The 23,838-nt window shown below is 62.6% G+C and carries 31 protein-coding genes and 2 other RNA genes; 22 read left to right on the plus strand and 11 right to left on the minus strand.

Annotated features, from left to right (window positions below; all coding sequences use genetic code 11):
* Window positions 1-7: 7 nt before the first annotated feature.
* Complete coding sequence (locus H6P80_RS08430; RefSeq protein WP_407947221.1) at window positions 8-442, minus strand: MAPEG family protein; 435 nt, start codon at window positions 440-442, stop codon at window positions 8-10.
* A 26-nt stretch (window positions 443-468) separates the two neighbouring features.
* On the minus strand, window positions 469-906 hold the full coding sequence (locus tag H6P80_RS08435; protein ID WP_185800843.1) for an MAPEG family protein: 438 nt from the start codon (window positions 904-906) through the stop codon (window positions 469-471).
* Window positions 907-1,024: 118 nt separating this feature from the next.
* Here H6P80_RS08435 and H6P80_RS08440 point away from each other — a divergent pair, with 118 nt between their 5' ends.
* Both H6P80_RS08440 and H6P80_RS08445 read left to right on the plus strand, forming a co-directional pair.
* Entirely contained in the window at window positions 1,025-1,993 is a 969-nt protein-coding gene (locus H6P80_RS08440; protein ID WP_185800844.1) for a threonine ammonia-lyase, read from the plus strand.
* A 9-nt stretch (window positions 1,994-2,002) separates the two neighbouring features.
* Window positions 2,003-2,182 carry a hypothetical protein gene (locus tag H6P80_RS08445; RefSeq protein ID WP_185800845.1) on the plus strand — a complete coding sequence of 60 codons (180 nt, stop codon included), beginning with the start codon at window positions 2,003-2,005 and terminating at the stop codon, window positions 2,180-2,182.
* 138 nt (window positions 2,183-2,320) lie between these two features.
* Here H6P80_RS08445 and H6P80_RS08450 read toward each other — a convergent pair whose 3' ends face one another.
* Window positions 2,321-2,977: an alpha/beta hydrolase gene (locus tag H6P80_RS08450; protein WP_185800846.1), complete on the minus strand. Its 657-nt coding sequence runs from the start codon at window positions 2,975-2,977 to the stop codon at window positions 2,321-2,323.
* A 119-nt stretch (window positions 2,978-3,096) separates the two neighbouring features.
* Between H6P80_RS08450 and H6P80_RS08455 the strand changes: the two genes are divergently transcribed.
* Genes H6P80_RS08455 through bla form a run of 4 tightly spaced genes read left to right on the plus strand, consistent with a single transcriptional unit; the run spans window position 3,097 to window position 6,603 of the window.
* Window positions 3,097-4,170 carry a cysteine desulfurase family protein gene (locus H6P80_RS08455; RefSeq protein WP_268938877.1) on the plus strand — a complete coding sequence of 358 codons (1,074 nt, stop codon included), beginning with the start codon at window positions 3,097-3,099 and terminating at the stop codon, window positions 4,168-4,170.
* Entirely contained in the window at window positions 4,167-5,357 is a 1,191-nt protein-coding gene (locus tag H6P80_RS08460) for a cysteine desulfurase family protein (protein ID WP_185800847.1), read from the plus strand. Before H6P80_RS08455 ends, H6P80_RS08460 begins: the two co-directional genes overlap by 4 nt.
* Window positions 5,354-5,692 carry a 2Fe-2S iron-sulfur cluster-binding protein gene (locus H6P80_RS08465; protein ID WP_185800848.1) on the plus strand — a complete coding sequence of 113 codons (339 nt, stop codon included), beginning with the start codon at window positions 5,354-5,356 and terminating at the stop codon, window positions 5,690-5,692. Before H6P80_RS08460 ends, H6P80_RS08465 begins: the two co-directional genes overlap by 4 nt.
* On the plus strand, window positions 5,692-6,603 hold the full coding sequence (bla, locus tag H6P80_RS08470; RefSeq protein WP_185800849.1) for a class A beta-lactamase: 912 nt from the start codon (window positions 5,692-5,694) through the stop codon (window positions 6,601-6,603). The genes H6P80_RS08465 and bla overlap by 1 nt, the downstream gene beginning before the upstream one ends.
* A 29-nt stretch (window positions 6,604-6,632) precedes the next feature.
* On the opposite strand, the gene H6P80_RS08475 is transcribed toward bla, so the two are convergent.
* The gene (locus H6P80_RS08475; RefSeq protein ID WP_185800850.1) at window positions 6,633-7,532 is read right to left on the minus strand and encodes an acyl-CoA desaturase; all 900 of its coding nucleotides are present in this window, start codon (window positions 7,530-7,532) and stop codon (window positions 6,633-6,635) included.
* A gap of 124 nt (window positions 7,533-7,656) precedes the next feature.
* On the opposite strand from H6P80_RS08475, the gene ffs reads away from it, so the two are divergent.
* The 4 genes from ffs to H6P80_RS08495 all read left to right on the plus strand — a co-directional run bounded on the left by ffs (window position 7,657) and on the right by H6P80_RS08495 (window position 10,569).
* An RNA gene (gene ffs / locus H6P80_RS08480) (signal recognition particle sRNA small type) lies at window positions 7,657-7,754 on the plus strand.
* A 397-nt stretch (window positions 7,755-8,151) separates the two neighbouring features.
* Window positions 8,152-9,816 carry a DNA polymerase III subunit gamma/tau gene (locus H6P80_RS08485; RefSeq protein WP_235973752.1) on the plus strand — a complete coding sequence of 555 codons (1,665 nt, stop codon included), beginning with the start codon at window positions 8,152-8,154 and terminating at the stop codon, window positions 9,814-9,816.
* A 22-nt stretch (window positions 9,817-9,838) separates the two neighbouring features.
* Window positions 9,839-10,162: a YbaB/EbfC family nucleoid-associated protein gene (locus tag H6P80_RS08490; RefSeq protein WP_185800851.1), complete on the plus strand. Its 324-nt coding sequence runs from the start codon at window positions 9,839-9,841 to the stop codon at window positions 10,160-10,162.
* An 86-nt stretch (window positions 10,163-10,248) separates the two neighbouring features.
* Window positions 10,249-10,569: a hypothetical protein gene (locus H6P80_RS08495; protein ID WP_185800852.1), complete on the plus strand. Its 321-nt coding sequence runs from the start codon at window positions 10,249-10,251 to the stop codon at window positions 10,567-10,569.
* Between the two features lie 12 nt (window positions 10,570-10,581).
* Here H6P80_RS08495 and mtgA read toward each other — a convergent pair whose 3' ends face one another.
* From mtgA to H6P80_RS08510, 3 genes are all read right to left on the minus strand, one after another.
* Entirely contained in the window at window positions 10,582-11,268 is a 687-nt protein-coding gene (gene mtgA / locus H6P80_RS08500; RefSeq protein ID WP_185800853.1) for a monofunctional biosynthetic peptidoglycan transglycosylase, read from the minus strand.
* 82 nt (window positions 11,269-11,350) lie between these two features.
* Window positions 11,351-12,247: an RNA polymerase sigma factor RpoH gene (gene rpoH, locus H6P80_RS08505; RefSeq protein WP_185800854.1), complete on the minus strand. Its 897-nt coding sequence runs from the start codon at window positions 12,245-12,247 to the stop codon at window positions 11,351-11,353.
* 63 nt (window positions 12,248-12,310) lie between these two features.
* On the minus strand, window positions 12,311-13,267 hold the full coding sequence (locus H6P80_RS08510) for an RluA family pseudouridine synthase (protein WP_185800855.1): 957 nt from the start codon (window positions 13,265-13,267) through the stop codon (window positions 12,311-12,313).
* Between H6P80_RS08510 and H6P80_RS08515 the strand changes: the two genes are divergently transcribed.
* From H6P80_RS08515 to H6P80_RS08570, 12 genes are all read left to right on the plus strand, one after another.
* Complete coding sequence (locus tag H6P80_RS08515; RefSeq protein WP_185800856.1) at window positions 13,246-13,698, plus strand: Mov34/MPN/PAD-1 family protein; 453 nt, start codon at window positions 13,246-13,248, stop codon at window positions 13,696-13,698. The genes H6P80_RS08510 and H6P80_RS08515 overlap by 22 nt on opposite strands.
* A gap of 39 nt (window positions 13,699-13,737) precedes the next feature.
* A complete protein-coding gene (locus tag H6P80_RS08520; RefSeq protein WP_185800857.1) occupies window positions 13,738-14,367 on the plus strand; it encodes a histidine phosphotransferase family protein in 630 nt (209 codons plus the stop codon).
* Window positions 14,368-14,450: 83 nt separating this feature from the next.
* On the plus strand, window positions 14,451-16,781 hold the full coding sequence (locus H6P80_RS08525) for a chemotaxis protein CheA (RefSeq protein WP_185800858.1): 2,331 nt from the start codon (window positions 14,451-14,453) through the stop codon (window positions 16,779-16,781).
* 5 nt (window positions 16,782-16,786) lie between these two features.
* Window positions 16,787-17,221 carry a chemotaxis protein CheW gene (locus H6P80_RS08530; RefSeq protein WP_185800859.1) on the plus strand — a complete coding sequence of 145 codons (435 nt, stop codon included), beginning with the start codon at window positions 16,787-16,789 and terminating at the stop codon, window positions 17,219-17,221.
* Between the two features lie 88 nt (window positions 17,222-17,309).
* Entirely contained in the window at window positions 17,310-17,675 is a 366-nt protein-coding gene (locus tag H6P80_RS08535; protein WP_185800860.1) for a response regulator, read from the plus strand.
* Window positions 17,676-17,680: 5 nt separating this feature from the next.
* A complete protein-coding gene (gene cheB / locus H6P80_RS08540; protein WP_235973754.1) occupies window positions 17,681-18,787 on the plus strand; it encodes a chemotaxis-specific protein-glutamate methyltransferase CheB in 1,107 nt (368 codons plus the stop codon).
* Entirely contained in the window at window positions 18,778-19,620 is an 843-nt protein-coding gene (locus H6P80_RS08545) for a CheR family methyltransferase (RefSeq protein WP_185800862.1), read from the plus strand. Before cheB ends, H6P80_RS08545 begins: the two co-directional genes overlap by 10 nt.
* Window positions 19,621-19,720: 100 nt before the next feature.
* A complete protein-coding gene (locus H6P80_RS08550; protein ID WP_185800863.1) occupies window positions 19,721-20,413 on the plus strand; it encodes an N-acetylmuramoyl-L-alanine amidase in 693 nt (230 codons plus the stop codon).
* Window positions 20,414-20,419: 6 nt separating this feature from the next.
* Window positions 20,420-20,786, plus strand: an RNA gene (rnpB, locus tag H6P80_RS08555) — RNase P RNA component class A.
* 111 nt (window positions 20,787-20,897) lie between these two features.
* The gene (locus tag H6P80_RS08560) at window positions 20,898-21,161 is read left to right on the plus strand and encodes a DUF4282 domain-containing protein (RefSeq protein ID WP_185800864.1); all 264 of its coding nucleotides are present in this window, start codon (window positions 20,898-20,900) and stop codon (window positions 21,159-21,161) included.
* 100 nt (window positions 21,162-21,261) lie between these two features.
* Window positions 21,262-21,828, plus strand: coding sequence for a Yip1 family protein (locus tag H6P80_RS08565; protein WP_185800865.1), 567 nt, complete (start codon window positions 21,262-21,264; stop codon window positions 21,826-21,828).
* 61 nt (window positions 21,829-21,889) lie between these two features.
* Entirely contained in the window at window positions 21,890-22,426 is a 537-nt protein-coding gene (locus tag H6P80_RS08570; protein ID WP_185800866.1) for a J domain-containing protein, read from the plus strand.
* Here H6P80_RS08570 and H6P80_RS08575 read toward each other — a convergent pair.
* The 4 genes from H6P80_RS08575 to H6P80_RS08590 form a co-directional block, all read right to left on the minus strand.
* Entirely contained in the window at window positions 22,423-22,836 is a 414-nt protein-coding gene (locus H6P80_RS08575; protein ID WP_185800867.1) for a SufE family protein, read from the minus strand. The genes H6P80_RS08570 and H6P80_RS08575 overlap by 4 nt on opposite strands.
* A gap of 144 nt (window positions 22,837-22,980) precedes the next feature.
* Window positions 22,981-23,223: a hypothetical protein gene (locus H6P80_RS08580; RefSeq protein ID WP_185800868.1), complete on the minus strand. Its 243-nt coding sequence runs from the start codon at window positions 23,221-23,223 to the stop codon at window positions 22,981-22,983.
* A 39-nt stretch (window positions 23,224-23,262) separates the two neighbouring features.
* Window positions 23,263-23,532, minus strand: coding sequence for a hypothetical protein (locus H6P80_RS08585; protein WP_185800869.1), 270 nt, complete (start codon window positions 23,530-23,532; stop codon window positions 23,263-23,265).
* 32 nt (window positions 23,533-23,564) lie between these two features.
* Window positions 23,565-23,828: a hypothetical protein gene (locus H6P80_RS08590; protein ID WP_185800870.1), complete on the minus strand. Its 264-nt coding sequence runs from the start codon at window positions 23,826-23,828 to the stop codon at window positions 23,565-23,567.
* Between the last annotated feature and the right edge of the window lie 10 nt (window positions 23,829-23,838).

Raw genomic sequence — 23,838 nt, forward strand, 5'->3', positions numbered from 1 at the left:
AACGCTTCTAGCCCTGAAAGGCGATCAGCGCCGCGTTGATTGCCAGCCAGATCAGCACGATGCTCGACAGCGCAAAGACCATGAAGCGGAACATCACCCGGTTCACCGTCGCCTGGATCAGGCTGTGCAGCACCCGCAGGCCGACATAGATCCACGCGAGCGTCACGTTGAAGCCCAGGCCCGCGCCGAGCAGGGCCAGGCTCAGGCAGATTGCGTAGAACAGTGTCGGTTCGGTCAGCAGGTGGTTGTAGTTGTGCGCCTTCCACTGGACATTGGGCGGCAGGATGGCGTCGAGATCCGCGCCTTTGCCGCCGACCATCTTGTTCGCGTCGATATCGGCCTTCTGCATCGCCGGAATGCGCGTGACGTACATCCACAGCCACATGATCATCGTCCAAAGCACCAGCGCGATAACCGGCTGTAAAATGGTATTGGTTCCCATCATTGCTCTCCTCTATTTTATAGGGCTCAGGCGAATTGCCAGGCGATGACCAGCGCGTGCAGCGACAGCAGCAACAGGCAGATCGTAGCCAGGGTGAACACCACGAAACGCACGGGCACATAATTCCAGAGCAGCTGGATCAGGCTGTGGACGATGCGCAGCCCGACATAGGCCCAGGCCAGCCAGACGTTGATCCAGACGTTGCCGGTGCCGGTCAGCGCGATGATGAACACCGCCGCGTAGAAGATCGTGGGCTGTTCGGCGAGATGGGCGTAGTTGTGCGAAGGCCAGTTCGCCTTGTCGGGCAGCACCCCTTCGAGATTCTGTCCGCGTCCGCCGGGCTGGGCGCCCATGTCGATCCCGGCTTTTTTCATCGCCGGCAGCCGCGTGACGACGAGCCAGAGCAATATGATGAGCGTCCAGACGACGAGGACCGCCGCCGGCGCGAGTATTTGGCTTTGCATGAATCCGCTCCCCTCTATTTTATTGTGCAGGGAGACTGGAACAGGCCCAAAAAGTTGTCAATTGCAACGGGACTTTCGCGCAATTGTGGGGCAGGGAAAGCCGAGCTAGGGGAGCGCCATGAACGCACAATCACAACGCACACCGACCATCGAAGGCATCAGGGAAGCCGCGGCGCGCATCGCCGAGATTGTGCCGCCGACCCCGTTGATCCCGTTCGAAACGCCGCACGGCAAAGTCTGGCTCAAATGCGAGAATCTCCAGCCGATCGGCGCTTTCAAGGTACGCGGCGGCTATCACCGGCTCGCCGCGATGAGCGATGAAGAGCGCAAGGGCGGTGTCGTCGCCTTTTCCTCCGGCAACCATGCGCAAGGCGTTGCCTTTGCCGCCAGGCGGCTCGGGATGCCGGCGCTGATCGTGATGCCCGAGGATGCGCCCAAGGCGAAGCTCGAAGCCACGAAAGCGCTGGGCGCGGAAGTGGTGCTTTACGACCGGATGAGCGAAGGCCGCGAGGCGCTGGCGGCCGGTCTCGCTGCCGAACGCGGCGCGGTTCTGGTGCCAAGCTTCGACGATCCCTGGGTCGTCGAAGGGCAGGGGACGGCGGCGCTCGAAGCCGTGGACCAGATGATCCAGCTTGCCGGCGGGCCGCCCGACAGCGCGGTCACCTGTTGCGGCGGCGGTGGTCTTTCCGCTGGCACCGCGCTGGTCCTGCCCGATGCCGAGATCACCATCGTCGAGCCGGAAGGCTGGGACGATATGACCCGCTCGCTGGCCAACGGCGCGATCGAACCGGTCGGCCCGAACCCGCCGCCGACGCGCTGCGATGCGCTCCAGACGATGCGGGTCGCGCCGATCACTTTCGATATCCTCAAGAGCCATGGCGCGACCGGCGTCGCGGTGAGCGAGGAAGAGGTTGCGCACGCGATGCGCACGGCCTTTTCGAAGCTCCAGCTCGTCGTCGAACCGGGCGGGGCGGTGGCGCTCGCGGCCGTGCTGGCAGGGAAGGTAACGCCGAAAGAGCGCGCGATGGTCACCCTTTCAGGCGGCAATGTCGATCCCGCGGTTTTCGCGGCGATCATTCAGGGCTAGGCTGCGCCGATGCTGCTCGCCGCCAATATCGCCCTCTCGATCGCCATGCTCGCCGTCTTCGCGCTGGCGTTCGGTGGGATATTCCTCTGGACGAAGCGCGGCGACAGGAAACGCGGCCTGCTGATGCTGGCCGCGTCTTTCGTCATCCTCGTCAACGTGCTGATCTGGACGCTGCCCAATCCGAGCTGATTGCCGAATCGACCTATCGGTCGAGCGCCGCACCGGCCCGCACCCGGCCTGCCATCTAGGACATACTGAATGGGAGGCCGGGTGCGGGTGCGGGCCGGTGCGGGGAACTTCCGTCAGGAAGTTTCTGACCAAGAAAACCTACTTAATCGGGCAGTCCGGATCGAGGCGCATGTCGAGATAGTCGTCGACCGACTTCATCAGCGGCGTCATTTCCCGTTCGAAGAAATGGTTGGCGCCGGGGATCATGTCGTGCTGGATCGTGATGTGCTTTTGCGTGCGCAGCTTGTCGACCAGCTTCTGCGTGCCCGAGGGCGTCGCGACTTCGTCGGCATCGCCCTGGATGATCACGCCCGACGCCGGGCACGGCGCGAGGAAGCTGAAATCATACATGTTCGCGGGCGGCGCGATGGTGATGAAGCCGCGGATTTCCGGGCGGCGCATCAGCAGCTGCATGCCGATCAGCGAACCGAAGGAAAAGCCCGCGATCCAGGTGGTTTCGGCCTCGGGATGGAAGCTCTGCACCCAATCGAGCGCGGCGGCCGCATCGGAAAGCTCGCCGACACCGTTGTCGAACTCGCCCTGGCTCTTGCCGACGCCGCGAAAATTGAAGCGCAGGGTCGCGAAGCCGCGGCGCACGAACGTCTTGTAAAGCGCCTGGACGATGGCATTGTTCATCGTCCCGCCGCCTTGCGGATGCGGATGGAGGATCATGGCAACCGGCGCGCGCGGGCGCGGCGGCGGGGAAAAACGGCCTTCGAGGCGGCCGTCGGGACCGGGAAAAATAACTTCTGGCATAATATGTTCGGTTCAACCCATGGCTGGAAACGGCAGGGAATCGGGCTTATGCGGGCACAAGCGAGTGGCGCGCTATATAGGATGCGCGGGCTTTTCCGCAACAAAAACCGGATAAGTGCTTGAAAGAACGCCTTTATCTAGATCATGCGGCGACCACGCCGATGCTTGCCGAAGCGCGTGAGGCGATGACGGCGGCCTTTGCGGACTGGGCCAACCCCTCGTCGCCGCACGGCGAGGGGCGCAGCGCGCGAGCCGCGCTGGAGGATGCGCGCGAGCGGACCAAGGCGGCGCTGGACTGGACCGGCGAGCTGATCTTCACGAGCGGCGCGAGCGAGGCGATTGCGCTCGCCATATCCTGCGCCAAGGCCGAACGGGTGATTGTCGGCGCGACCGAGCATGACGCGGTGCTGCGTGCGGCCGGCGATGTCGAGCGGGTGCCGGTCGACAGCGAGGGCCGGATCGACGGCGGCAAGCTGAACTGGATGCTGGCGGGCGCCGGGGAGCGCGCGCTGGTCGCGGTCCAGTCTGCGAACAGCGAAACCGGCGTGCTGCAGGATCTGGAGGATCTCGGCGAACGCGTGCATGTGGGCGGCAATCTTCTGCTCGCCGATTGCAGCCAGTCGGCGGGAAAATTGCCGCTGCCGAGCGCAGATTTCGTCGTCGTTTCGGCGCACAAGCTGGGCGGGCCTCCGGGTATCGGCGCGCTGCTCGTGAAAGATCTGGCGGACCTTCATGCGCTGGGCGGGCAGGAGCGGGGCTATCGGCCCGGCACGGAAAATCTGCCGGCGGCGCTGGGCTTTGCGGCGGCGGTCGAGGCGCCGCACGGCTGGATGGATCGCGCCTCGCAGCTGCGCGAGCATCTCGACAAGGCAATCGAGGCCGAGGGCGGCACGGTCGTCGCCGGCGATGCGAAGCGGATCCCGACCATCGCCTCCTACCGGATGCCCGGCATGGCCGCGAACGCGCAGCTGATCCAGTTCGACATGGCGGGGATCGCGGTGTCGGCGGGATCGGCCTGTTCCTCGGGCAGCCTCAAGCCCAGCCATGTCCTCGCCGCGATGGGTTGGGACGATGCGGACGCCGGCGAGGTGGTGCGCGTCAGCCTGGGGCCGGCCACCAGCCGCAAGGACGTCTACCGCTTCGTCGATGTCTGGAAGCGGCTCGCGAAAGAGGCGAAAGCCCGCGCGGCATGAGCGATCCCATCTATCTCGATTATCAGGCGACGACGCCGCTTGCCCCCGAGGCGCGCGAGGCGATGCTGCCCTATATGAGCGAAAAATTCGGCAATCCGCATTCCCCGCACAAGATGGGCCGGGAGGCCGCCGCCGCCGTCGAACTGGCGCGCGAGAGGGTGATGGAATGTCTCGGCGCCGATACGGGAAGCCTCTATTTCACCAGCGGCGCGACCGAGGCCGCCAACTGGGCGATCAAGGGCGCCCTCGCCAATGCGCCCAAAGAGCGCAACCGTATCGTGACGGTGGCGACCGAACATGCCGCGGTGCTCGACAGCTGCGAATATCTGAAAGGGCAGGGCTATGAACTGACCGTGCTCGACGTGTCCGAGGAAGGCCTTGTCGATCCGATGGCGGTGGACGCGGCGCTCGGCGAGGATGTCGCACTGGTCGCCGTGATGATGGTCAATAACGAGATCGGCGTCACCCAGCGCGTTTCGGAAATCGCCCCGGTCGTGAAAAATGCCGGGGCGCTGCTGTTCTGCGACGGCGTGCAGGCGCTGGGCCGGGTGGAGATACCCGCCGCGCAATGCGACATGATCGCGCTCTCGAGCCACAAGATTCACGGCCCCAAGGGCATCGGCGCGCTATGGTGCGCGGACGGGGTGAAGCCCGCGCCGCTGATGCATGGCGGGGGGCAGGAGGGCGGTCTGCGTTCCGGCACGCTCGCCCCGGCGCTATGCGCGGGCTTCGGCGCGGCGGCCGCGCTGATGAAGGAGCGGGGCTTCGACGATTATGCCCATGTCGAGGGGCTCTGGGCGCTGGCGGTCGAAAAGTTCGGCGATCGCTGGACGATCAATGGATCGGATTGCGCCCGCTATCCGGGCAACCTCAATATCCGCCTCGACGGGCTGGACGCGGGGCGGCTGATCTCGGAAACGCGCGGCGTTGCCTTTTCCGCCGGATCGGCCTGCGCCAGCGGTTCGGGGCGGCCCAGCCATGTGCTCTCGGCGCTCGGGCTTTCCAAGGCGCAGGCGCAATCGAGCATCCGGCTCGGCTATGGCCGCTATACGAGCGAGGAGGAGCTTGAAAAGGCCATCGATCTGATTATCGATTCCGCGCACAGCCAGCTCCCGAATCGACCGGTTTCAGGCGACGAGCCCCACCCGGAAGACAATATCCAGCTCCGCGAACAGGATAGCGAATGATCAGGATCCGCTTCATTTCGGCCAATGGACAATCGATGAGCGAGGTCGAGGGCAAGCCCGGCGACCGGCTGCTCGATCTCGCTCAGGCCGACGACCAGCCGCTCGAGGGAACGTGCGAAGGGCAGATGGCCTGCTCGACCTGCCACGTCCATGTCGATGCCGACGATATCGCCAAGCTGAAACCGGCGACCGAGATGGAGGAGGACATGCTCGATCTTGCCGCCGATGTCGGACGCTACAGCCGGCTCGCCTGTCAGATTTTCCTGACCGAGGAGATGGACAGCCTGACGGTGAAGATCCCCGGGGCGGTTCACAATATGCAGGGGCGCCAGTGATGGACTGGAAGGTAACCGGCGCGCTGTTGCTCGCCCTGGCGCTCGGAAGCGCCTGTTCGTCGGGCGCGCAGGAAGGCGAAACCGCGAGCGAAGCGCCGGCGAGTGCGCTGACCGAAGCCGCGATCGCGGAAATCGAGGAGCGGATCGGCGGCCGGGTCGGCGTTGCGCTGGTCGGCGCGGACGGGCGTATTCTTCACAGCTATCGGGGCGGTGAACGCTTCGCGATGTGTTCGACCTTCAAGCTGGCGCTGTCGGCGGCGGTGCTGGAGCAGGTCGAAGCCGGCACCCTGGAGATGGACCGCGCCGTCGAGTTTGCCGAAAGCGACCTGCTCGATTACGCGCCCGCCGCGCGCGAGCATTTCGACGAGGCCATGGGCGCCGGGCAGATGACCATCGCCGAGATGGCCGAGGCGATCAGCACGCTGAGCGACAACACGGCGGCGAACCTGCTGCTGCAGATGATCGGCGGGCCGCAGGAAATGACGGCCTTTTTCCGGCGGCATGGCGACGAAACGACCCGCCTCGACCGGATGGAGCCCGAACTCAACGAAAACGCGGCGGGCGATCCCCGCGACACGACGACCCCGCAGGCGATGGCCGGGCTCGTCCAGCGCCTCGTCCTCGGCGATGCGCTGTCGGCGGAAGGGCGCGAACAGCTTGCCGCCTGGACCGTCGCCAACCGCACCGGCGACGACCGCATCCGCGCCGGCATCCCCGAAGGCTGGCGGGTCGGCGACAAGACCGGCAGCTGCGGCACGGCCTATAACGATATCGGCATCGTCTGGCCGCCCGAACGCGAGCCGTTCGTTCTTACGGTTTACGTGGATCGCCCGACGGCGGAAGCGGGCGAGGTGGATGCCGCAATCGCGGAGATCGGAAGGCTGGCGGCGGAGCGGCGGGGCGGGGGCTAGGCTGGCCAGAATCAGCCCTTAGGACTGGTCTAATATGGTGATGCCTCTAGCAGATCTTCACGGTCGTGAACTTGTCTGGGTTGTCCGATATTCCAAGCTAAACCGCATCTCTGTAGAAGTTTAATTAATGACCAGCCTGGGTCGGTTTGCCTTGGATAAAGGCCGATTTGAGCAGATTCGGGAAAGGCATGATGATTGTTATGCCAGCATTCGCCGTACGTCAGCAGGCCGAGACCAGGTACGTTCGATGCCTGAACTGCAGCGTTTCGAACAGTCCATCGACCTGGCCCCGGATTATGACAAAAATAGGTGATGGTCCAATGCCCGGCCGCACTGACAAACACTCTTGCGCAGATACCCCAGACAACCCATCCCCAGCCACCGAAGAAATAAAACGCTGTAGCGAGAGGTAGTTGATGCCAACGCCAACTCCAATCGAGGAACCGATAAAATGAATCATCCGCGAAATGGGATTCAATGGTGAGTTTAGGTGGTCGATTGAACCTGAATCGAAAAGCCAATTGCCAAAGCAAATCTAGCGGCAAAGATTTCGTGTGAGCGAAAAAATCGTGGCAGCGAGATTGTCGTTGGGCCCAATCACGCGTGTCGTGAATGCCGATAATTCCAAATGGACCAGCAACGCCAACAAGAACTCCCACATATATCAGAGTGCGTTCAACAGGCTTGGCGCACTCGAATGTTCGATGAATCATTAATCGGTGCATGCCAACACTGTGGCCCACGAGCAGGCTCACATATGTCGTAATCAAGAAAAGCGCGAATGCACTCCAAGTGAATAATGCCCCTGCTAACGCTACGGTCGCAAATAGCATACCGCCGTTCCAAACAGCCTTTGGAAAATCCAGCACAGGTTTACCGGACTCGGCGCATGCGCTGCTACCATCAATCCGAAGGACCGGTTTCATCATGGCGTAGGACTCCAAGCTTCCACATACATTCTTAGAACTTGTATCTGCAATGTGGTGTCGCGGGAGACAGCCGCTCACTTTTCCCGCCGAGTTTGCATTTCCCCCCCAACATCGCCATATGCGCCCCGGGAGTCGGGCGGACGTGGCATTCGCCAACCCGGTCAGGTCCGGAAGGAAGCAGCCGCAACGATTTCGCCGCGGGTCGTTCCGGCTCCCACCTCCAGCGAATATAGATCGACGTCATTGCGAGCGGAGCGAAGCAATCCAGAGCCGCAAACGATACTGTCTGCCGCTCTGGATTGCTTCGTCGCCCCGAAACAAGTTCGGGCCTCCTCGCAATGACGGCGTGGCGGAATCCCGCTTTCCTATTCAGCCGCCTTGCGCTATCGTTCTCTTTATGTTCTTGTCGGCGACCCCTGCACGAAATCCTGCGCGGCCGGTTTCTGGGCCGATCCGTGTCAACGAGTGTCAACCTAAGGTCACACCGCCGCACCGATTTCGGCCATCGCCGCGCCCGTCTACCCCGGACCTGTGTCAACCGGTGTCAACCACTGTGAACTTTGCGCGAACCGTCGATAACCGCTTCGACTTATCGGCGCGCCGGGGCTAGGTTGGTCCGATGTCCGATTCCCATGACACGATGACCGAAACGCCCGTCGACGAGGGGCCGGGACTGGGTCTCGACGCGCCATCGCAGCCGGCGGCTGTCGAAACCGAATATCGCGTGCTGGCGCGCAAATACCGGCCGCAGAGCTTCACCCAGCTGATCGGGCAGGACGCGATGGTCCAGACGCTGGGCAACGCGATCAAGCGCGACCGGCTGGCCCATGCCTTCCTGCTCACAGGGGTCCGCGGTGTCGGCAAGACGTCGACGGCGCGGCTGATCGCCAAGGCCTTGAACTGTATCGGACCGGACGGGGAGGGCGGACCGACGATTTCTCCCTGCGGCGAATGCGAGCCCTGCGTCGCGATTTCCGAGGGGCGGCATATCGACGTTGTCGAGATGGATGCCGCCTCGCATACCGGTGTCGACGATGTCCGCGAGATTATCGAGGCCGTGCGCTATTCGGCGGTGTCGGCGCGCTTCAAGGTCTACATCATCGACGAAGTTCACATGCTCTCGAAGAACGCCTTCAATGCATTGCTGAAAACGCTCGAAGAGCCGCCGCCGCATGTCAAGTTCCTGTTCGCGACCACCGAAGTGAACAAGGTGCCGGTGACGGTGCTTTCACGCTGCCAGCGCTTCGATCTGCGCCGCATTCCGGCCGAACGGCTCGTCGAGCATTTCCGCTGGGTGGTCGGCGAAGAGGGCGCGGAGTCCGACGAGGAAGCGTTGGCGCTGATCGCGCGCGCGGCCGAGGGATCGGTGCGCGACGGGCTTTCGATCCTCGACCAGGCGATCGCGCACGGCACCGGCGGCATTACCGCCCAGCAGGTGCGCGATATGCTCGGGCTTTCGGATCGCGGCGCGGTGCGACGGCTGTTCGGGCAGTTGCTCGAAGGCGATGCGCAGGCAGTGCTGGCGACGGTTCAGGAACAGCATGATCTCGGCACCGATCCTGCGGCGCTGTTTCGCGGGCTGCTGGAAACCTGCCACGGCATCGTCCGGTCCAAGGTCGGCGGAGCCGCCGATCCGGCGCTCTCGTCCGAGGAACGCGCCGCTTATGCGGATTGGGCGGCAGGGCTCGGTTTCGGCGCACTTCACCGGATCTGGCAGCTCCTCCTGAAGGGCCTGCACGAGGTCGAGACCGCGCCGATGCCGATCGAAGCGGCGGAGATGGCGCTGCTGCGTATCGTTCATGCCGCCGGGATGCCCGATCCGGGCGAACTGGCGAAGAAGCTGGAAAATGGCGAGATCGCGGCGGCTTCGGCTCCCGCGGCGCCGGGTGGGGCGCCGGGTGCCGGTCCTGAAGGCGCCATGCCGGCCGATTTTCCTGCGCTGATCGCCTTTCTGGAGGCCCAGGGCGCGCATATGATGGCGGTCCGGCTGCACGATCAGGTTGGGCTGGTGCGCTATGCGCCGCCCGCGCTCGTCATCAAGCCGCTTCAGCCGATGGGCGAGGACGAATTGCGCGAGATTGCGGCCCTTCTCAAGGACAAGACGGGCGCGCACTGGACCGTCGAAACGAGCGATGGCCCGGCCGAACCCTCGCTGCTGGAACGCGAAAAGGCGGCGATCGATGCCGAGCGCCAGTCGGTGCTGGATTCGCCGATGGTGAAGGCCGCGTTCGAGGCCTTTCCCGACGCCGAACTGACCGACTACAAGCTGGCCCAGGGCCGTTAATTCCCGACAGGAGCTATTCCCCGTGAAGAATTTCGACGACATCATGAAAGCCGCGCAGAATGTTCAGGAAGAGCTGCAAAAGGCGCAGGCGAGCCTCGAGAATATCGAGGTCGAGGGCGTTTCGGGCGGCGGGCTCGTCAAGGTTCGCGCGAGCGCCAAGGGCACGATCCTGGGCGTCGAGATCGACGAGACGCTGCTCGTGCCTTCCGAAAAGCAGGTGCTTGAGGATCTGGTCACCGCCGCGTTCAACGATGCGCGCGGCAAGGCCGATGCGGCCAGCCAGGAAGAAATGGCCAAGATGACCAGCGGTCTGCCGCTGCCGCCGGGTTTCAAACTGCCTTTTTAGAGCCCGGTTTCGAAGGCTTGGTTTCTTCTCCGGAACCATTGCGCTCTCCCGGCCGTTTTTAGCGGCAGTAAAGGGAGACACAGTCCATGACCGAAGAACGGATTACCGAACGCGACGACGGGGTTACCACCGAACGCACCGTCGAACGCGGCACGGACGACAGCCATACCGTTGTCGTCGAACGGCGCAGCGGTGCCGGCATGTGGGTGCTCGCGCTCGTCATTCTCGTGGCGATCGGCGCCGGTATCTATGTGTTCAACGAAACCAACGCCCGGGAGGCGGTGGAGACTGAAGCGCTTACCGATGCCGCATCCGAAGTCGGCGATGCTGCCCGCAATATGGGCGATGCGGCCCAGCAGGCCGGCGATGCCGCCGAAGAGGCCGTCGACGGTATGAACGGCGAATAGCCGCCGGACGGGCTAGATGCAGTCGTCGAGCGGGCTGGCGCGGACCTGCCGCATGCGCGCGGCGATCCGCCCCGCATAGCGGGAGGTCCAGCCGCCGCTCGGGCTGCGCGATTGCGGGGCCGGGAACACGGCGATCATCCGCGCCGCCTCCAGGTCCGAGAGCCGGCTCGCGTCATGGCCGAAATAGCGCTGGGCACCGGCCTCTACGCCATAGGTGCCGATGCCGGTCTCGGCGACGTTGAGATAGACTTCCATGATCCGGTTCTTGCCCCAGATCAGCTCGATCAGCACCGTGAAATAGGCTTCCAGGCCTTTGCGGAACCAGCCGCCGCCTTGCCACAGGAAGACATTCTTCGCCGTCTGCTGGCTGATCGAGGAGCCGCCGCGCTGCCGCCGGCCCGATTGCCGCTCTTCCCAGGCCTGTTCGATCGCTTCGAAATCGAAGCCGTTATGCAGGCAGAAATTGCCGTCCTCCGCCGCGATCGCCGCGACCGCCATCGACCGGTCGATATTGCCCATGCTCGTCCAGTCCCGTGTCGCGCCATGCTCGTCCATCAGCATCGTCGCGGTGATCGGCACCGGCACGAAACGCAGTATGACGACCCACAGGATGGTGATCGCGAGGAACCAGAGCAGCGCCTTGAACAGCAAGACGAGGATGCGGAGGGGAAATGAGCGTTTGCGCGCAGCTTGGGCCATGGACCGGCTTTATCGGGCCCAAAGAAAAACGCCATCCCCGTTTGTGGCGGGAATGGCGCTTGGATAGGGTATCGGAAAAAGCTCAAGCGGCGGGAAGCAGCTTTTTATCCTCGGCGATCCGCATCATCGCCTTTTGCAGCTTTTCGAATGCGCGCACCTCGATCTGGCGGATACGCTCGCGCGATACGCCGTAAACCTGGGAGAGTTCCTCCAGCGTCTGCGGATCGTCGGTCAGCTTGCGCTCGGTCAGGATGTGCTGCTCACGCTCGTTGAGTTCGCCCATCGCTTCCATCAGCATGGTGCGGCGCACGTCGGACTCTTCGGCTTCTGCGACCATTTCGTCCTGCAGCGGCTCTTCCGCGACCAGCCAATCCTGCCACTGGCCTTCGCCGTCCTCGCGCATCGGCACGTTGAGCGAGGTATCGCCGCCCATTGCCATGCGACGGTTCATCGAGACGACTTCGGCCTCGGTCACGCCGAGATCGGTGGCGATCTTTTCGACGTCTTCGGGCTTGAGATCGCCATCCTCGAACGCGTTGAGGCGGGATTTCATCTTGCGCAGATTGAAGAACAGCTTCTTCTGCGCCGCCGTGGTGCCCATTTTGACGAGGCTCCACGAACGCAGGATATATTCCTGGATCGAGGCGCGGATCCACCACATTGCATAGGTGGCGAGCCTGAAGCCGCGTTCGGCCTCGAACTTCTTCACGCCCTGCATCAGGCCGATATTGCCTTCCGAGATAAGCTCGGCGACGGGCAGCCCATAACCGCGATAACCCATCGCGATCTTCGCCACGAGGCGCAGATGCGAGGTTACGAGCTTCTGGGCCGCTTCGAGGTCGTCATGCTCCTCGTAGCGCTTGGCGAGCATATATTCCTCTTCCTGCGACAGGATCGGGAATTTCTTGATCTCGGTCATGTAGCGATTGAGGCCTGCCTCGCCTCCGATCGCCGGGATAGTTGCAACGGCATTTGCCATTAGGGGAGGTGCTCCTTGAACCTTGTGTTTCTCCCGGATTTCCGAGGGAAACCGTTATATTATCTATACGTTTAATGCCCTTAATAGTTCCTGTATGTCGAGGGGTAATTCGCTTTCAAAGGTCAAAGCGTTTCTTGTCACAGGATGGACGAATCCCAGCCTTTTAGCATGTAGGGCCTGACGACGGAAATCCAAGCTTTCCAGGATGGCCCGGTGAGCCTTTTTCGTCCTGCCGTAAAAGGGGTCCCCGAGCAGCGAATGGCCGATATGTGCCATGTGCACGCGCACCTGGTGGGTGCGCCCGGTTTCGAGCCGGCATTCGACATGGGTGGCCTCGTTGAGTGCCACGATCCGCCGGAAATGCGTAACGGCATGTTTGCCGCGCGGCGGCTCGACAACCGCCATTTTCTGGCGGTTTTGCGTGGAACGGGCGAGATTGCCTTCGATCCGTCCTTCGGGTTCCATGACAATTCCAGCTGCTACTGCGCTGTAAATACGGTCTATACTGTGCGCCGCGAACTGCTTGGCGAGGCCGATATGGGCCTTGTCGGTCTTCGCCGCGACGATCAGGCCCGATGTGTCCTTGTCGATCCGGTGGACGATGCCGGGTCGCGCAACGCCCCCGATCCCGGACAGATTGCCCGCACAATGGTGAAGCAGGGCGTTGACCAGCGTGCCGTCGGCATTTCCGGCAGCCGGATGCACGACCAGTCCGGCCGGTTTGTCGACGACAATAAGATAGTCGTCTTCGAAGACGACGGTCAGCGGAATATTCTGAGCGGTGGCTTCTGCGGGTTCGGGTTCGGGCACCGAAACCGTGAATTTCTGCCCTTGTGCGGCGCTGGCCTTGGCGTCGCGCACCGCGGTGCCGTCCGATGCCAGGACATGGCCCGACGCAATCAGCTTTTTCAACCTTTCGCGTGAAAATTGCGGAAGGGCGGCGGCGAGCGCACGGTCGAGCCGCCAGCCGTCAGCTTCTGCGGGTATCCGCGCAACCAATGTCGACAAGTCCCCCGCCATTGCTTAGCAATTTGGGGGTGAGCGTCACGATATCAAGAGCGGCCAAGGCCCGCATTTTGGGGCATGCTGCGGAATCTCTCCACTTCGAGGCATGCGGTTTGCTATTTGGCGACGAGGGGACGATTACGCGCGTCCAAGCGGCGGAAAATGTTGCCGATGCGCCGGAACATCGGTTCGAGATCGACCCCGAAGCCCTGTTTTCCGCTATTCGGTCTGAACGGCAGGGCGGCGAGCGAATGATCGGCCATTATCATTCGCACCCCCGGGGACCGTCTGAACCGTCCGAACATGACGCAGCGATGGCGCTTGACGTCGGGAGGCTCTGGCTGATCGTCGCGGACGGTGAAATGCGGTTGTGGCGGGTCGTCGAGCGGCATCGGTTCGTGGCTGTGGAGCTAAGCCTTGCCAGCGACGGGCTCAATCGACATTAGGGGCCTGCGCGGCGCAGGCAATACGGGAATCGCCAGAATATGGACAGCAAAAGCATTGAATTTGCGAGCCTATTGGCGTCGCGGCTATGCCATGACCTGCTGAGCCCGATCGGGGCGCTCAACAACGGCATTGAACTGATGGCCGACGAGCATGATCCTGAGATGCGCGCCCGCTGCCTCGAGCTCCTCGCCGAAAGCGCCCAAACGTCCGCCGCCAAGCTCAAATTCTTCCGCCTGGCCTTTGGCGCGGCCGGCGGCTTCGACGACGAGATCGATACGCGCGAAGCGAAAACCGCGATCGAGGGGCTGATTGGCACGCAAGGCCGGGTGTCGCTGAACTGGATGGTCGACCAGGCGACGATGCCGAAATCGCAGATCAAGATCCTCCTGAACCTGGCGCTTATCGCCGCAGATGCGCTGGTTCGCGGCGGCACGTTGCTGGTCGGCGCAGAAGGAAACGAGATCGTCGTTCGCGCCGAGGGCGAGCGGCTGGTGCTCGATCCCGAACTCAAGACCGCGCTGCTCGGCAAGACCGGCGAGGACGCGCTTACGCCGCGCGCAGCGGCGGCCTGGCTTGTCCATGTTCTCGTCACCGAGGGCGGGGGCGAAGTGCAGGTGTCGGAGCCCGAGGAACATATGCTGCTGTTTGGTGTGGTGTTTGCCGCATAAACGCGGGGGAAACGCGCCCGGATAAACCACAATTTAACCATCAGGCCCCATCAGGGGTGCCCAGCATATGCAGGACGGGGCCGATGGACGAACTTCTTGCCGAATTTATCGCCGAAACGCGCGAATCCCTCGAAACGATTGCCGGCGAGATCGTCGCCTGGGAAGCCAATCCGACGGACCGCGAACGGCTCGACCTGGTTTTCCGGTTCGTTCATACGGTCAAGGGTAGCTGCGGCTTTCTCGACCTCAACCGGTTACAGCGCCTCAGCCACGAAGCCGAAAGTGCGCTGCAGGAGCTTCGCGACGGCAAGCTCGAACCCAATCCTGCCCTCGTCAGCACCATCCTCGCCATCATCGATCGCATCGGCGTGCTCGTCGATGCGCTGGAATCGGGCGCCGCAATCGAGGAAAGCGTCGATGAAGCGCTGATCGCCGCGCTCGCAATCAATGCGAAAGGCGGCGATGAGGTTGCGGCGCCGATACAGGCCGCCACGCCTGATCAACGCAATCCCGCGCGCAGCATTCGCGTCCCGGTCGAACTGCTCGACCGGTTGATGAGCGGCGTTTCGGATCTTGTGCTCGCGCGCAACGAGCTGTCGCGCCAGTTGCGCCGCGTCCAGGGCGATCACAATGTCGAGACAGCATTTGAGCGGATGTCGGGCTGCGTGGCGGATATGCGCGATGCGATTACCTGGACCCGCATGCAGCGGATCGAAAGCCTGTTCCAAGCGCTCCCCCGGCTCGTTCGCGATCTTTCCGCCGATCTGGGCAAGTCCGTCGCGCTCGAAGTCGACGGCGCGGATGTCGAGCTCGATCGCGAGATGATCGAGATGCTGCGCGACCCGCTGACCCATATCGTGCGCAATGCGCTCGATCATGGCATCGAAAGCCCCGACGATCGGCGGAACGCCGGCAAGGATGTGAACGGCGCGCTGCGCATCGCGGCCCGGCAATCGGGCAACCAGATCCAGATCAGCATTACCGACGATGGCCGGGGTATCGATCCCGACAAGCTTGTCGAGCGGGCCGTGGCCGCCGGCTGTATCGACCCGCTCGCCGCCGAGCAGCTGAGCGATGAACATGCGCTGGAACTGATCTTTCAGCCCGGCTTGTCGACGGCCAAGGAAATCAGCGCGATTTCCGGTCGCGGCGTTGGGATGGATGTCGTGCGTTCCAACGTCGAACGCATCGGCGGTACGATAGAGATCGAAAGTGTGAAGGGCGAGGGGACGACCCTGGTCCTGAGCGTGCCGTTGACGCTCACCATCATTCCAGCCCTGATATTCGGCACGGCGAGCGGGCAGTTCGCGATTTCGCGCGCCGGCATCGAAGAAATCGTTTCGCTCAACACCGGCAGCGCCAGGCTTGAATCGGTCGGCGGTACCGAAATTGCCGAAGTCCGCGGGCGCAGAATTCCCGTAGTCCGCCTGGCCGCGATGCTGGGTGCCGGAGCCAGCGAAGAGGCGGATGCCAAGCATCTGGCGATCCTCCGGTCGAGCCGGCGGGAGCGCTTTGCGCTGGTGGTGTCGGACGTGTTCGATCACGAAGAACTCGTCGTGAAGCCTGCTGCTCCCTGCATCATGGCTTCAGGTGTCTATGCGGGCACAGCCTTGCCCGACAATGGCCGCCCGCTATTGCTGCTCGACATTGCAGGGCTGGCGGCTGCGGCAGGCCTGCGCCTCTCGCTGGCGCGCCAGACCGAGGGCGAAGGCGAGAAGGGCGAACGCAAGGCGACTGCCGGCGATGCGCTGATCTTCGAGGATCTTGACGGCAAGCGAAGGGCCGTCCGCATGGGGCTCGTTGAGCGAATCATCGACGCTGATGTTTCGCAGATTGCCGAGAGCGCGGGTGCGCTTCGCCTTACCCGGGACGATGAGACCGTTCGGGTCGTTGCCAATGGCACGCTGCCGGACGAAGGGATCGTCCGTATATTGCGCCTGAACGACGGCAGCCGGACGCTCGCTTATGCGGTCAAGCCGGGCCTCGTGGATGTTATTCCTTTTCCCGCCACCTTCGAACCCGCTTCGGCGGCCGGCCCCGTGTCCGGCGTCGCCGTGATCGAGGGATCGCCGGTCGAGATTGTCGATCCGCACTTCCTGTTTGCCAATAACGGCGCGGCGGCGGTGCACAAGGAACGGCCGCGCTGCTTGGTGCTGGGCGGCGACGATCTGTGGCGGCATGAAATGTTGGCACCGCTGATCGAAGCCGCGGGGTACACGGTGAGTTTCGATGAAAGCGATCAGGAGGCAGCGGTTGTCATCGATGCGAGCGACGCCTCGGCCGCCGGCGTTTCCGACGCCGACAATGTCGTTCGCCTAACCGCGGATCCGGCGGGCGAAAACGGCCATGTCTACCGGTACGACCGGACGGGTATCTTCGCTGCGCTCGACGCGCGGCTCAAGGCGCAGGGATAGGGATAATGGAAAAGCTGTATCTTCTCGCAGAAGCCGATGGCTCGACCTTCGCCATCTCCGCCGACGCCATCGAATCCGTGGTTACCGCGGGCGAGATCGTTCCCGTGCCGCTCGCCGCATCCTGGGTCGCCGGGCTGACGGCCCTGCGCAGCCGGGTGATCACCGTCGTCGACACCATCGCCTCCATCTATCAGCGCGAGGCGGAAATTCGCGACGGCCAATCGCTGGTCGTCGTCAATGTCGACGGCAATCTCTACGGGCTCGCCGTCGACGAGGTGCACGATGTTTGCGAATATTCGATCGAGCTCGAACGCCTGGGCGCATCTTTCGATTCCGGGTGGCGCCGCGTTTCCTCGGGCATGATCGAGGCAGATGGCGCGGCGGTGATCGTGGTCGATCCCGCCATCCTGGTGCTGCCCGAGACGGCAATCGCCGCATGACCGTCCAATTCCGAATAACAGCGTTAACGCGGAAGTTACCGCGGGCGGTTAGAGCCCGGGCGATAACAAGGATAATCGGAGAGTTTTCGTGAAGAAGTGTCTCGTCGTCGATGATTCCAAGGTCATCCGAAAGGTTGCCTGCCACATTCTCGAAACGCTCGATTTCACGGTCGCCGAAGCCGAGGATGGCAGCCAGGCGCTCGAGGCCGTACAAAGTGAATCCCCCGATGTCGTGTTGCTCGACTGGAACATGCCCGTCATGGACGGAATGCAGTTCCTGAAGGCGCTGGGAGAGCTGACCCTCGAAAAGCGTCCCAAGGTCATTTTTTGCACCACGGAAAACGGCGTCGAACATATTCGCGAGGCCATCGATGCCGGCGCCGACGAATATATAATGAAGCCGTTCGATCGGGAGACGCTGCAGAGCAAACTTCAAATCGTCGAACTGGGTTAGGGTTTATGGCAAGTCGGCCTGGTGCCTTCAGTTCCACGCTCCGGGCGCAGCCGGAAAAATGTCGTGTGCTCGTGGTCGACGATTCCGCCGTCGCACGGCTCGTCGTCCAGCGCATCATCAACGAGACCGATCGGTTCGCCGTCGCCGGACAGGCGGCGAGCGCGCAGGAAGCCTTTGACAAGCTCGACAGCATCGCTGTCGACCTGATCATCCTCGATATCGAAATGCCCGGGATGGATGGCATCGAAGCGATCCCGCACTTGCTGCGGCGGAGCGGCGACGCGCCTATTCTCGTCGTTTCCTCACATTGTCGCGAAGATGCCGAAGCATCGGTGCAGGCGATGGCGATGGGCGCGAGCGACATTATCCTGAAGCCCGAAAATCGCGGGTTGACCGAACGGTTCGCGAAATCGCTCAAGAACAAGATGATCCGGCTCACCGATCCCGACGCGGCGGCCAAGGAGGCCCATGTCGAGATAAGCGATCCCGAGCCGCTCCATCTCGCGCCGAAGCCGGCGGAGGGGCATCCGGTGCGCTGCCTCGCAATCGGTGCATCAACGGGCGGGATTCACGCGCTGAGCACCTTCTTTGCCGCGCTTCCACGCGATCTCGACATGCCGATCTTCGTCACCCAGCATCTGCCGCCCGATTTCATCGTCTATTTTGCACGGCAGCTGAAACTTATTACGGGGCGCGACACATTTCCGGCGCGCGATGGCCAGCGCGTCAAGGCCGGCGAAGTTCTCGTTGCGCCCGGCGATGCCCATCTGACGGTGCGCGATACCGACGGTTATGTACGGATCGTCTTTTCCGACGAACGGACGCCGGGAGGTTTCCGTCCGTCGGTCGATCCGATGCTTTCCAGCGTGGCCCGGGTCTACGGCGCAGATGCCGTCGGCGTGGTGCTGACCGGCATGGGCCGCGACGGCGCGGACGGCGCCAAGGAATTGGCCGATGCGGGTGGCGAACTGCTTGTTCAGGATCGCGCCAGCTCGGTCATCTGGGGCATGCCCGGCGCCGTCGCCGCGCAAAATATCGCCAATCTCATCGCGCCGCCGCCGGAATTGGCCGCCTATGTCGACGAGCGCGCGAGGACGTTCGGATGGAGATAAGCCCCTCCGCCCTGCGCGCCCTGTCCTCGATCCTGGAGGAGCGGACGGGCCAGCGTCTCAACGAAGGCCGGCAATGGCGCGTCGAGCTGGCACTGCGGCCGATCCTGAAGCTGCACGATATCGACAGCTGCGAAACCCTGGCCGTCCGGTTGACCGAGCCGGGCAGTGAATCCCTGCGTGACGAAACCGTCGATGCCTTGCTCAACAACGAAACCTATTTCTTCCGCGATACCGATGCCTTTTCGACGCTACCGCAAATCATCGAAGCGATTGCAGCGCATCGCGAGAACACCAAAAAGCTCAAAATCTGGAGCGCGGGGTGCTCCACCGGCCAGGAAATCTATTCGCTCGCGATGCAGTTTCGCGAAGACAGGCGCCGCTGGGAGGGTTGGACGCTCGACCTGCTGGGCACGGACATTTCGCGCAAGGCGATCGCGCGCGGACAAGAGGCGGTCTACAGCCAGTTCGAGATTCAGCGCGGCCTGCCGGCCAAGCACATGCTGCAATGGTTCGAGCAGCGCGGCGAGCGCTGGCACGCGCATGACGATCTGCGCAGGATGGTCCATTTCCGGCGGCAGAATATTCTCGAGGCTCCGCCGCCCGGGATGTTCGATCTGATCTTGTGCCGCAACGTGCTCCTCTATTTTCCGGCCGCCAACCGCAGCAAGGCGCTCGACTGGATGTCGCGGGTGCTGGCGCCGGACGGCGCGCTCATGCTGGGCGCCGGAGAAACCGTGCTCGGCTATTGCGACCGGTTCGAAATTCTGCCGGGTGCGCGTTCCCTCTATCGTCTCGCCCCGCCCGAAAAGCACCAGCTCGCCATCGGCGCTTGATGGCCCGGGGACTGACGGGGCTTGACCTCGCCCCGGAAATTGGGCCGTATCGGCCCATGGACCGGCCGCCCCATCGACCATTTGCAGGAAACCGGTGGGCATGAGCGTGATCGAGACACCTTCGCCGAATTTCAACGATCGCCAACTGCCGGTATCGATGCTCGTGCTTCACTATACGGGCATGCAGGATGCGGCATCAGCGATCGAACGGCTGACGGACCCCGAAGCCTCGGTATCCGCCCATTATGTCGTCAACGAGGATGGGACAGTGTTGCGGCTCGTCGACGAGGGTAAACGGGCCTGGCACGCCGGTGCGTCCTATTGGCGCGGCATCACCGATGTGAACTCGGCGAGCATCGGTATAGAGATCGTCAATCCCGGTCACGAATTCGGCTATCGTCCGTTTCCAGACGATCAGGTTGCGGCCGTCGTCCGTCTCGTTTCGGAAATCCTGAAGCGGCACGATATTCCGCGTGCCAATGTGGTGGGCCATTCCGATGTCGCCCCGGCGCGCAAGCAGGATCCGGGCGAACTCTTTCCCTGGGGCAAGTTGGCGCGCCTCAACCTTGCCCTGGCACGGCCCGACAGTGCGATCACCGATCCGGGCTGGACCGACAGCGCTTTTCTGATCGCACTGGAACGGTTCGGCTACGATATCGAAGACAAGCTTGCCGCCGTCGTTGCCTTTCAACGTCGTTTCCGCTCCGAATTGATCGACGGAGAGATCGACGGGCAGTGCCGTGCGATCCTTTTCCAGCTGCTCTTGGATCGCGAGCAAGGAAGCGCTAGATAGGCCGGGCCAGAGGGCTGGGCGGCCGCGTGGGCTTGCTCACGAGGAAAGTCCGGGCTCCACGGAACCACGGTGCCGGGTAATGCCCGGCGGGGGCGACCCCAGGGAAAGTGCCACAGAGAATAGTCCGCCAACCTCGCTTGCGAGGCGGCAAGGGTGAAAGGGTGCGGTAAGAGCGCACCGCGCGCGCCAGCAATGGCCGCGGCACGGCAAACCCCACCGGGAGCAAGACCGAATAGGGGCGGCATATGGGCCTGGTCCGGCTCGTCGCCCGGGTTGGTTGCTTGAGGGCGGGAGCAATCCCGTTCCTAGAGGAATGGTCGCACAGGCGGAGCAATTCGCTGGACAAAACCCGGCTTACAGGCCCTCTGGCACTAACAATATTGGCTCGACACTTGATATTGTTGCATCTTTGTTCGAGCCTAAGGGGCCTGAGCCGTTTGCGAATCGAAGACGGCTCTCATCAGAGACGAGAAGGGGGTATTCAATGGAATCCTATCTTAAGTTCGAAAAATTCATTACGCCGACGTTCATTCAGGTGATCTTCTGGATCGGAGTCGCCGGTATCACGATTTTCGCACTTTTGTCGGTGGTTGGCATGATGAGCTATCAGCCGGCCATGGCCATTTTGGTCCTGTTGATCGGGTTGCCGCTGTATCTCATTTTCTGGCGTGTCTATTGTGAGGTAATGCTCGTACTCTTCCGCATTCTGGGGGAATTGCAGGCGATCAAACAACAAGGCGAATCATAAGGTAAGGATGCTGGGAAGGCGTGGCATCTGGTCATGCCTCCCACTTTTTTTGAGCGGCTAGGCGGGCATCCGGCTTCGGCCACCGGCTGGGACATACGTGATGACAATCAACAGCTTGCTCGACATGATACGCAGGCCAGCCCAATTTTGGGATTCCCTGAGCGCGCGCGAAACGGAAGAACCGATTCCGGCGATCCGTCTGGCCCTGCTTTTTGCTCTGATACCGGCCGTTTGCCGCCTTTGCGGCATCCAGCTGCACTATGCCGACAATGCCTATGTGAACACGACGCTGTTCTCGACAGCGCTTGTCGCCATCAAAACATATGTGCTGTTCCTGGTGACGCCATTGCTGCTCGCCCGGCTGCTCTTATGGGTCGTGCCGCTGTTCAAGGGAGAGGCGGATCTCGAGGCGACCACAAGGCTCGCTATCTATGGCGCTGTACCGGTGTGGATTGCCGGCCTGCTGTTTCTTCTCGCACCCTATTTCGATCCGCTCGTGCTGATCGTCGGGCTGGGCGCGGCGAGTTATCTCTTCTATCTCGGATGTCAGAAGCTGCTCGGTATCGGCATCGACATGGCAGTCGGTCTTACCATCATTCACGGCGCAGCATGGCTCATCGTGTATTTCACGCTGTATTTCGTGATAATGGCGCTAGGTATCCGATAGGCGGGTTTCGAAAATCCCGTTGCCGGATGAACGGTCTCGACGGGACAGCGAATAGCGAAAGTTGGCACAGGTGAAACGATCCAACGACTGGGGATTTCCGCGCTGGCGCGGCTATGGTTCGTCGCGCGAAGCGACGGAGGTGCGGCTCTGCGACCGCCATGGCTGCAGCGAGCCCGGAGACCGGCCTGCGCCGAAATCGCCGAATAGCCCCGAGCGCTGGTATTTCTGCGAGAAACACGCCGCCGAATATAACCGCAACTGGAACTATTTCGAAGGGCTGACCAAGGAGCAGCGCGAGGAGCGCGAGCGCGATGAACAGCGCAGTGCCGAGGGCTATACCGAATCCTCCCATTATGGCTGGGGTGGGCCCGGCGATGGCAGCCGCAGCGCCGACGAGATGCGCGCACTCGAGATATTCGAACTCGATCCTGACGCCGAATTCGACGCGGTCAAAAAGGCCTGGCGCCAGCTCGCCAAGGCAAATCATCCCGATGTGAAACCCGACGATGCCGAGGCGGCCAAACGCTTTGCGGCGGGGCAGGCGGCCTGGGAAGTGTTGCGCGCGGCCGAGGAACGGCGCGAATGGAAGGGCGGCTAGGCGTAGCGTGCAGCGGTTTCTCGGATCAGCGAAATCATGTTCGGGATACCCTGGGTCCGGTTCGAACTCAGCTGGTTCTTGAGGTCGAAGGGCGCGAGCGCGTCCCCTATATCCGTTTCGAGAATTTCTCCCGCCGACCGGTCCTGCACGGTTGTCAGTACGAGCGCGATAATACCCTTGGTGATCGCTGCATTGCTGTCTGCCAGGAAATGCAGCCGGCCGTCTTCCTGCCGTGTCGGATAGACCCAGACTGCCGCCGAGCACCCCCGCACCAGCGTCGCATCGGTTTTGAGGGCATCGGGCATGTCTTCGAGCTGCCGCCCGAGATCGATCAGCAGGCGATAGCGATCGTCGGCTTCGAGAAAATCATATTCGTCGCGGATCGCGTCGAGCGATGTGGGCAATGTCATGCCGGTCATTTAGGGGCTGGCCGGCCCGACGTCACCCCGGCAAGTGCCGGGGCCCCTTCGGGTAGGAGTTTCGGGCCGATCCGAAGAGATTCCGGGGGGCAACCGGAATGACGATCCTGGTGTAGGTAGCGAGACGCGGGCGTCTTAGAGTTCGATTCCGGCGGCGATTGCTTCGAGCTTGCGGACGCGTTCCTTGAGGTCGGCGACCTCAATGCGCGAACCGGTGCTGGGTACCGTCACATCGCCGGCGGTGCCGGTCAATTGCTGGATTTCGAGCCGCTTGAGTTCGAGCCATCCCCGCCACCCGTTAAGGGCCGTCAGGCTGGCGATCGCGATGCCGATCAGTGCGGCCGCGGCGGTTGCCAATGTCGCTATTTGGTCTTGCATGGCTTTACCTTCCCGTTCCTGAACCTTCTTTTCCCTAACCTAATGCTGGCGTTCGTCGCGCAGCGCCTCGATTTCCTGTTCGAGCCGGTTGCTTTTGTCCGTTGCGATCCGTTCGAGCACGACGATGCGTTCCTTCAGACCCCGGATCTCTTCGCGCATCCGATCGGCATCGGGATCGCGGATCAGCCGCGTCTCGCCCTTGTCGTCGTCGAACACGCCGTGCTCGGCCTTGTATTTGGCCCTCAGCACGCCCGCGATGGCGGTAATCAGTACAATCGCCACGACCATCGAAAACGGGTTGTCGAACATCTCCTGAACCTTTCTTCCCTGTTTCTGCCGCTCTAGTTGAGCGGTTTTTCCCTGAGGCCTTCAATCTCTTCCGACAATGTGGTCGAGCGATCGGTGAGGATGCGCTCCAGCGTCGCCACCCGCTGCTCGAGCCGTTCGGTCTTGGCGGCATATTGTGCCGCTTTCTCGGCCGTCATCGCCGCGTTGGCGTGAGCCTCTGCCTTGCGCCAGGCGAACCATTTGTTTCCGAAAATCCAGAAGGTGACGGCACAAATCGGGAGGGCGACGGTGATGAGCAGAATGGCAATCGTTTCCATGATCGAAACC

Source organism: Parasphingopyxis marina, assembly GCF_014237875.1.
GTDB lineage: Bacteria > Pseudomonadota > Alphaproteobacteria > Sphingomonadales > Sphingomonadaceae > Parasphingopyxis > Parasphingopyxis marina.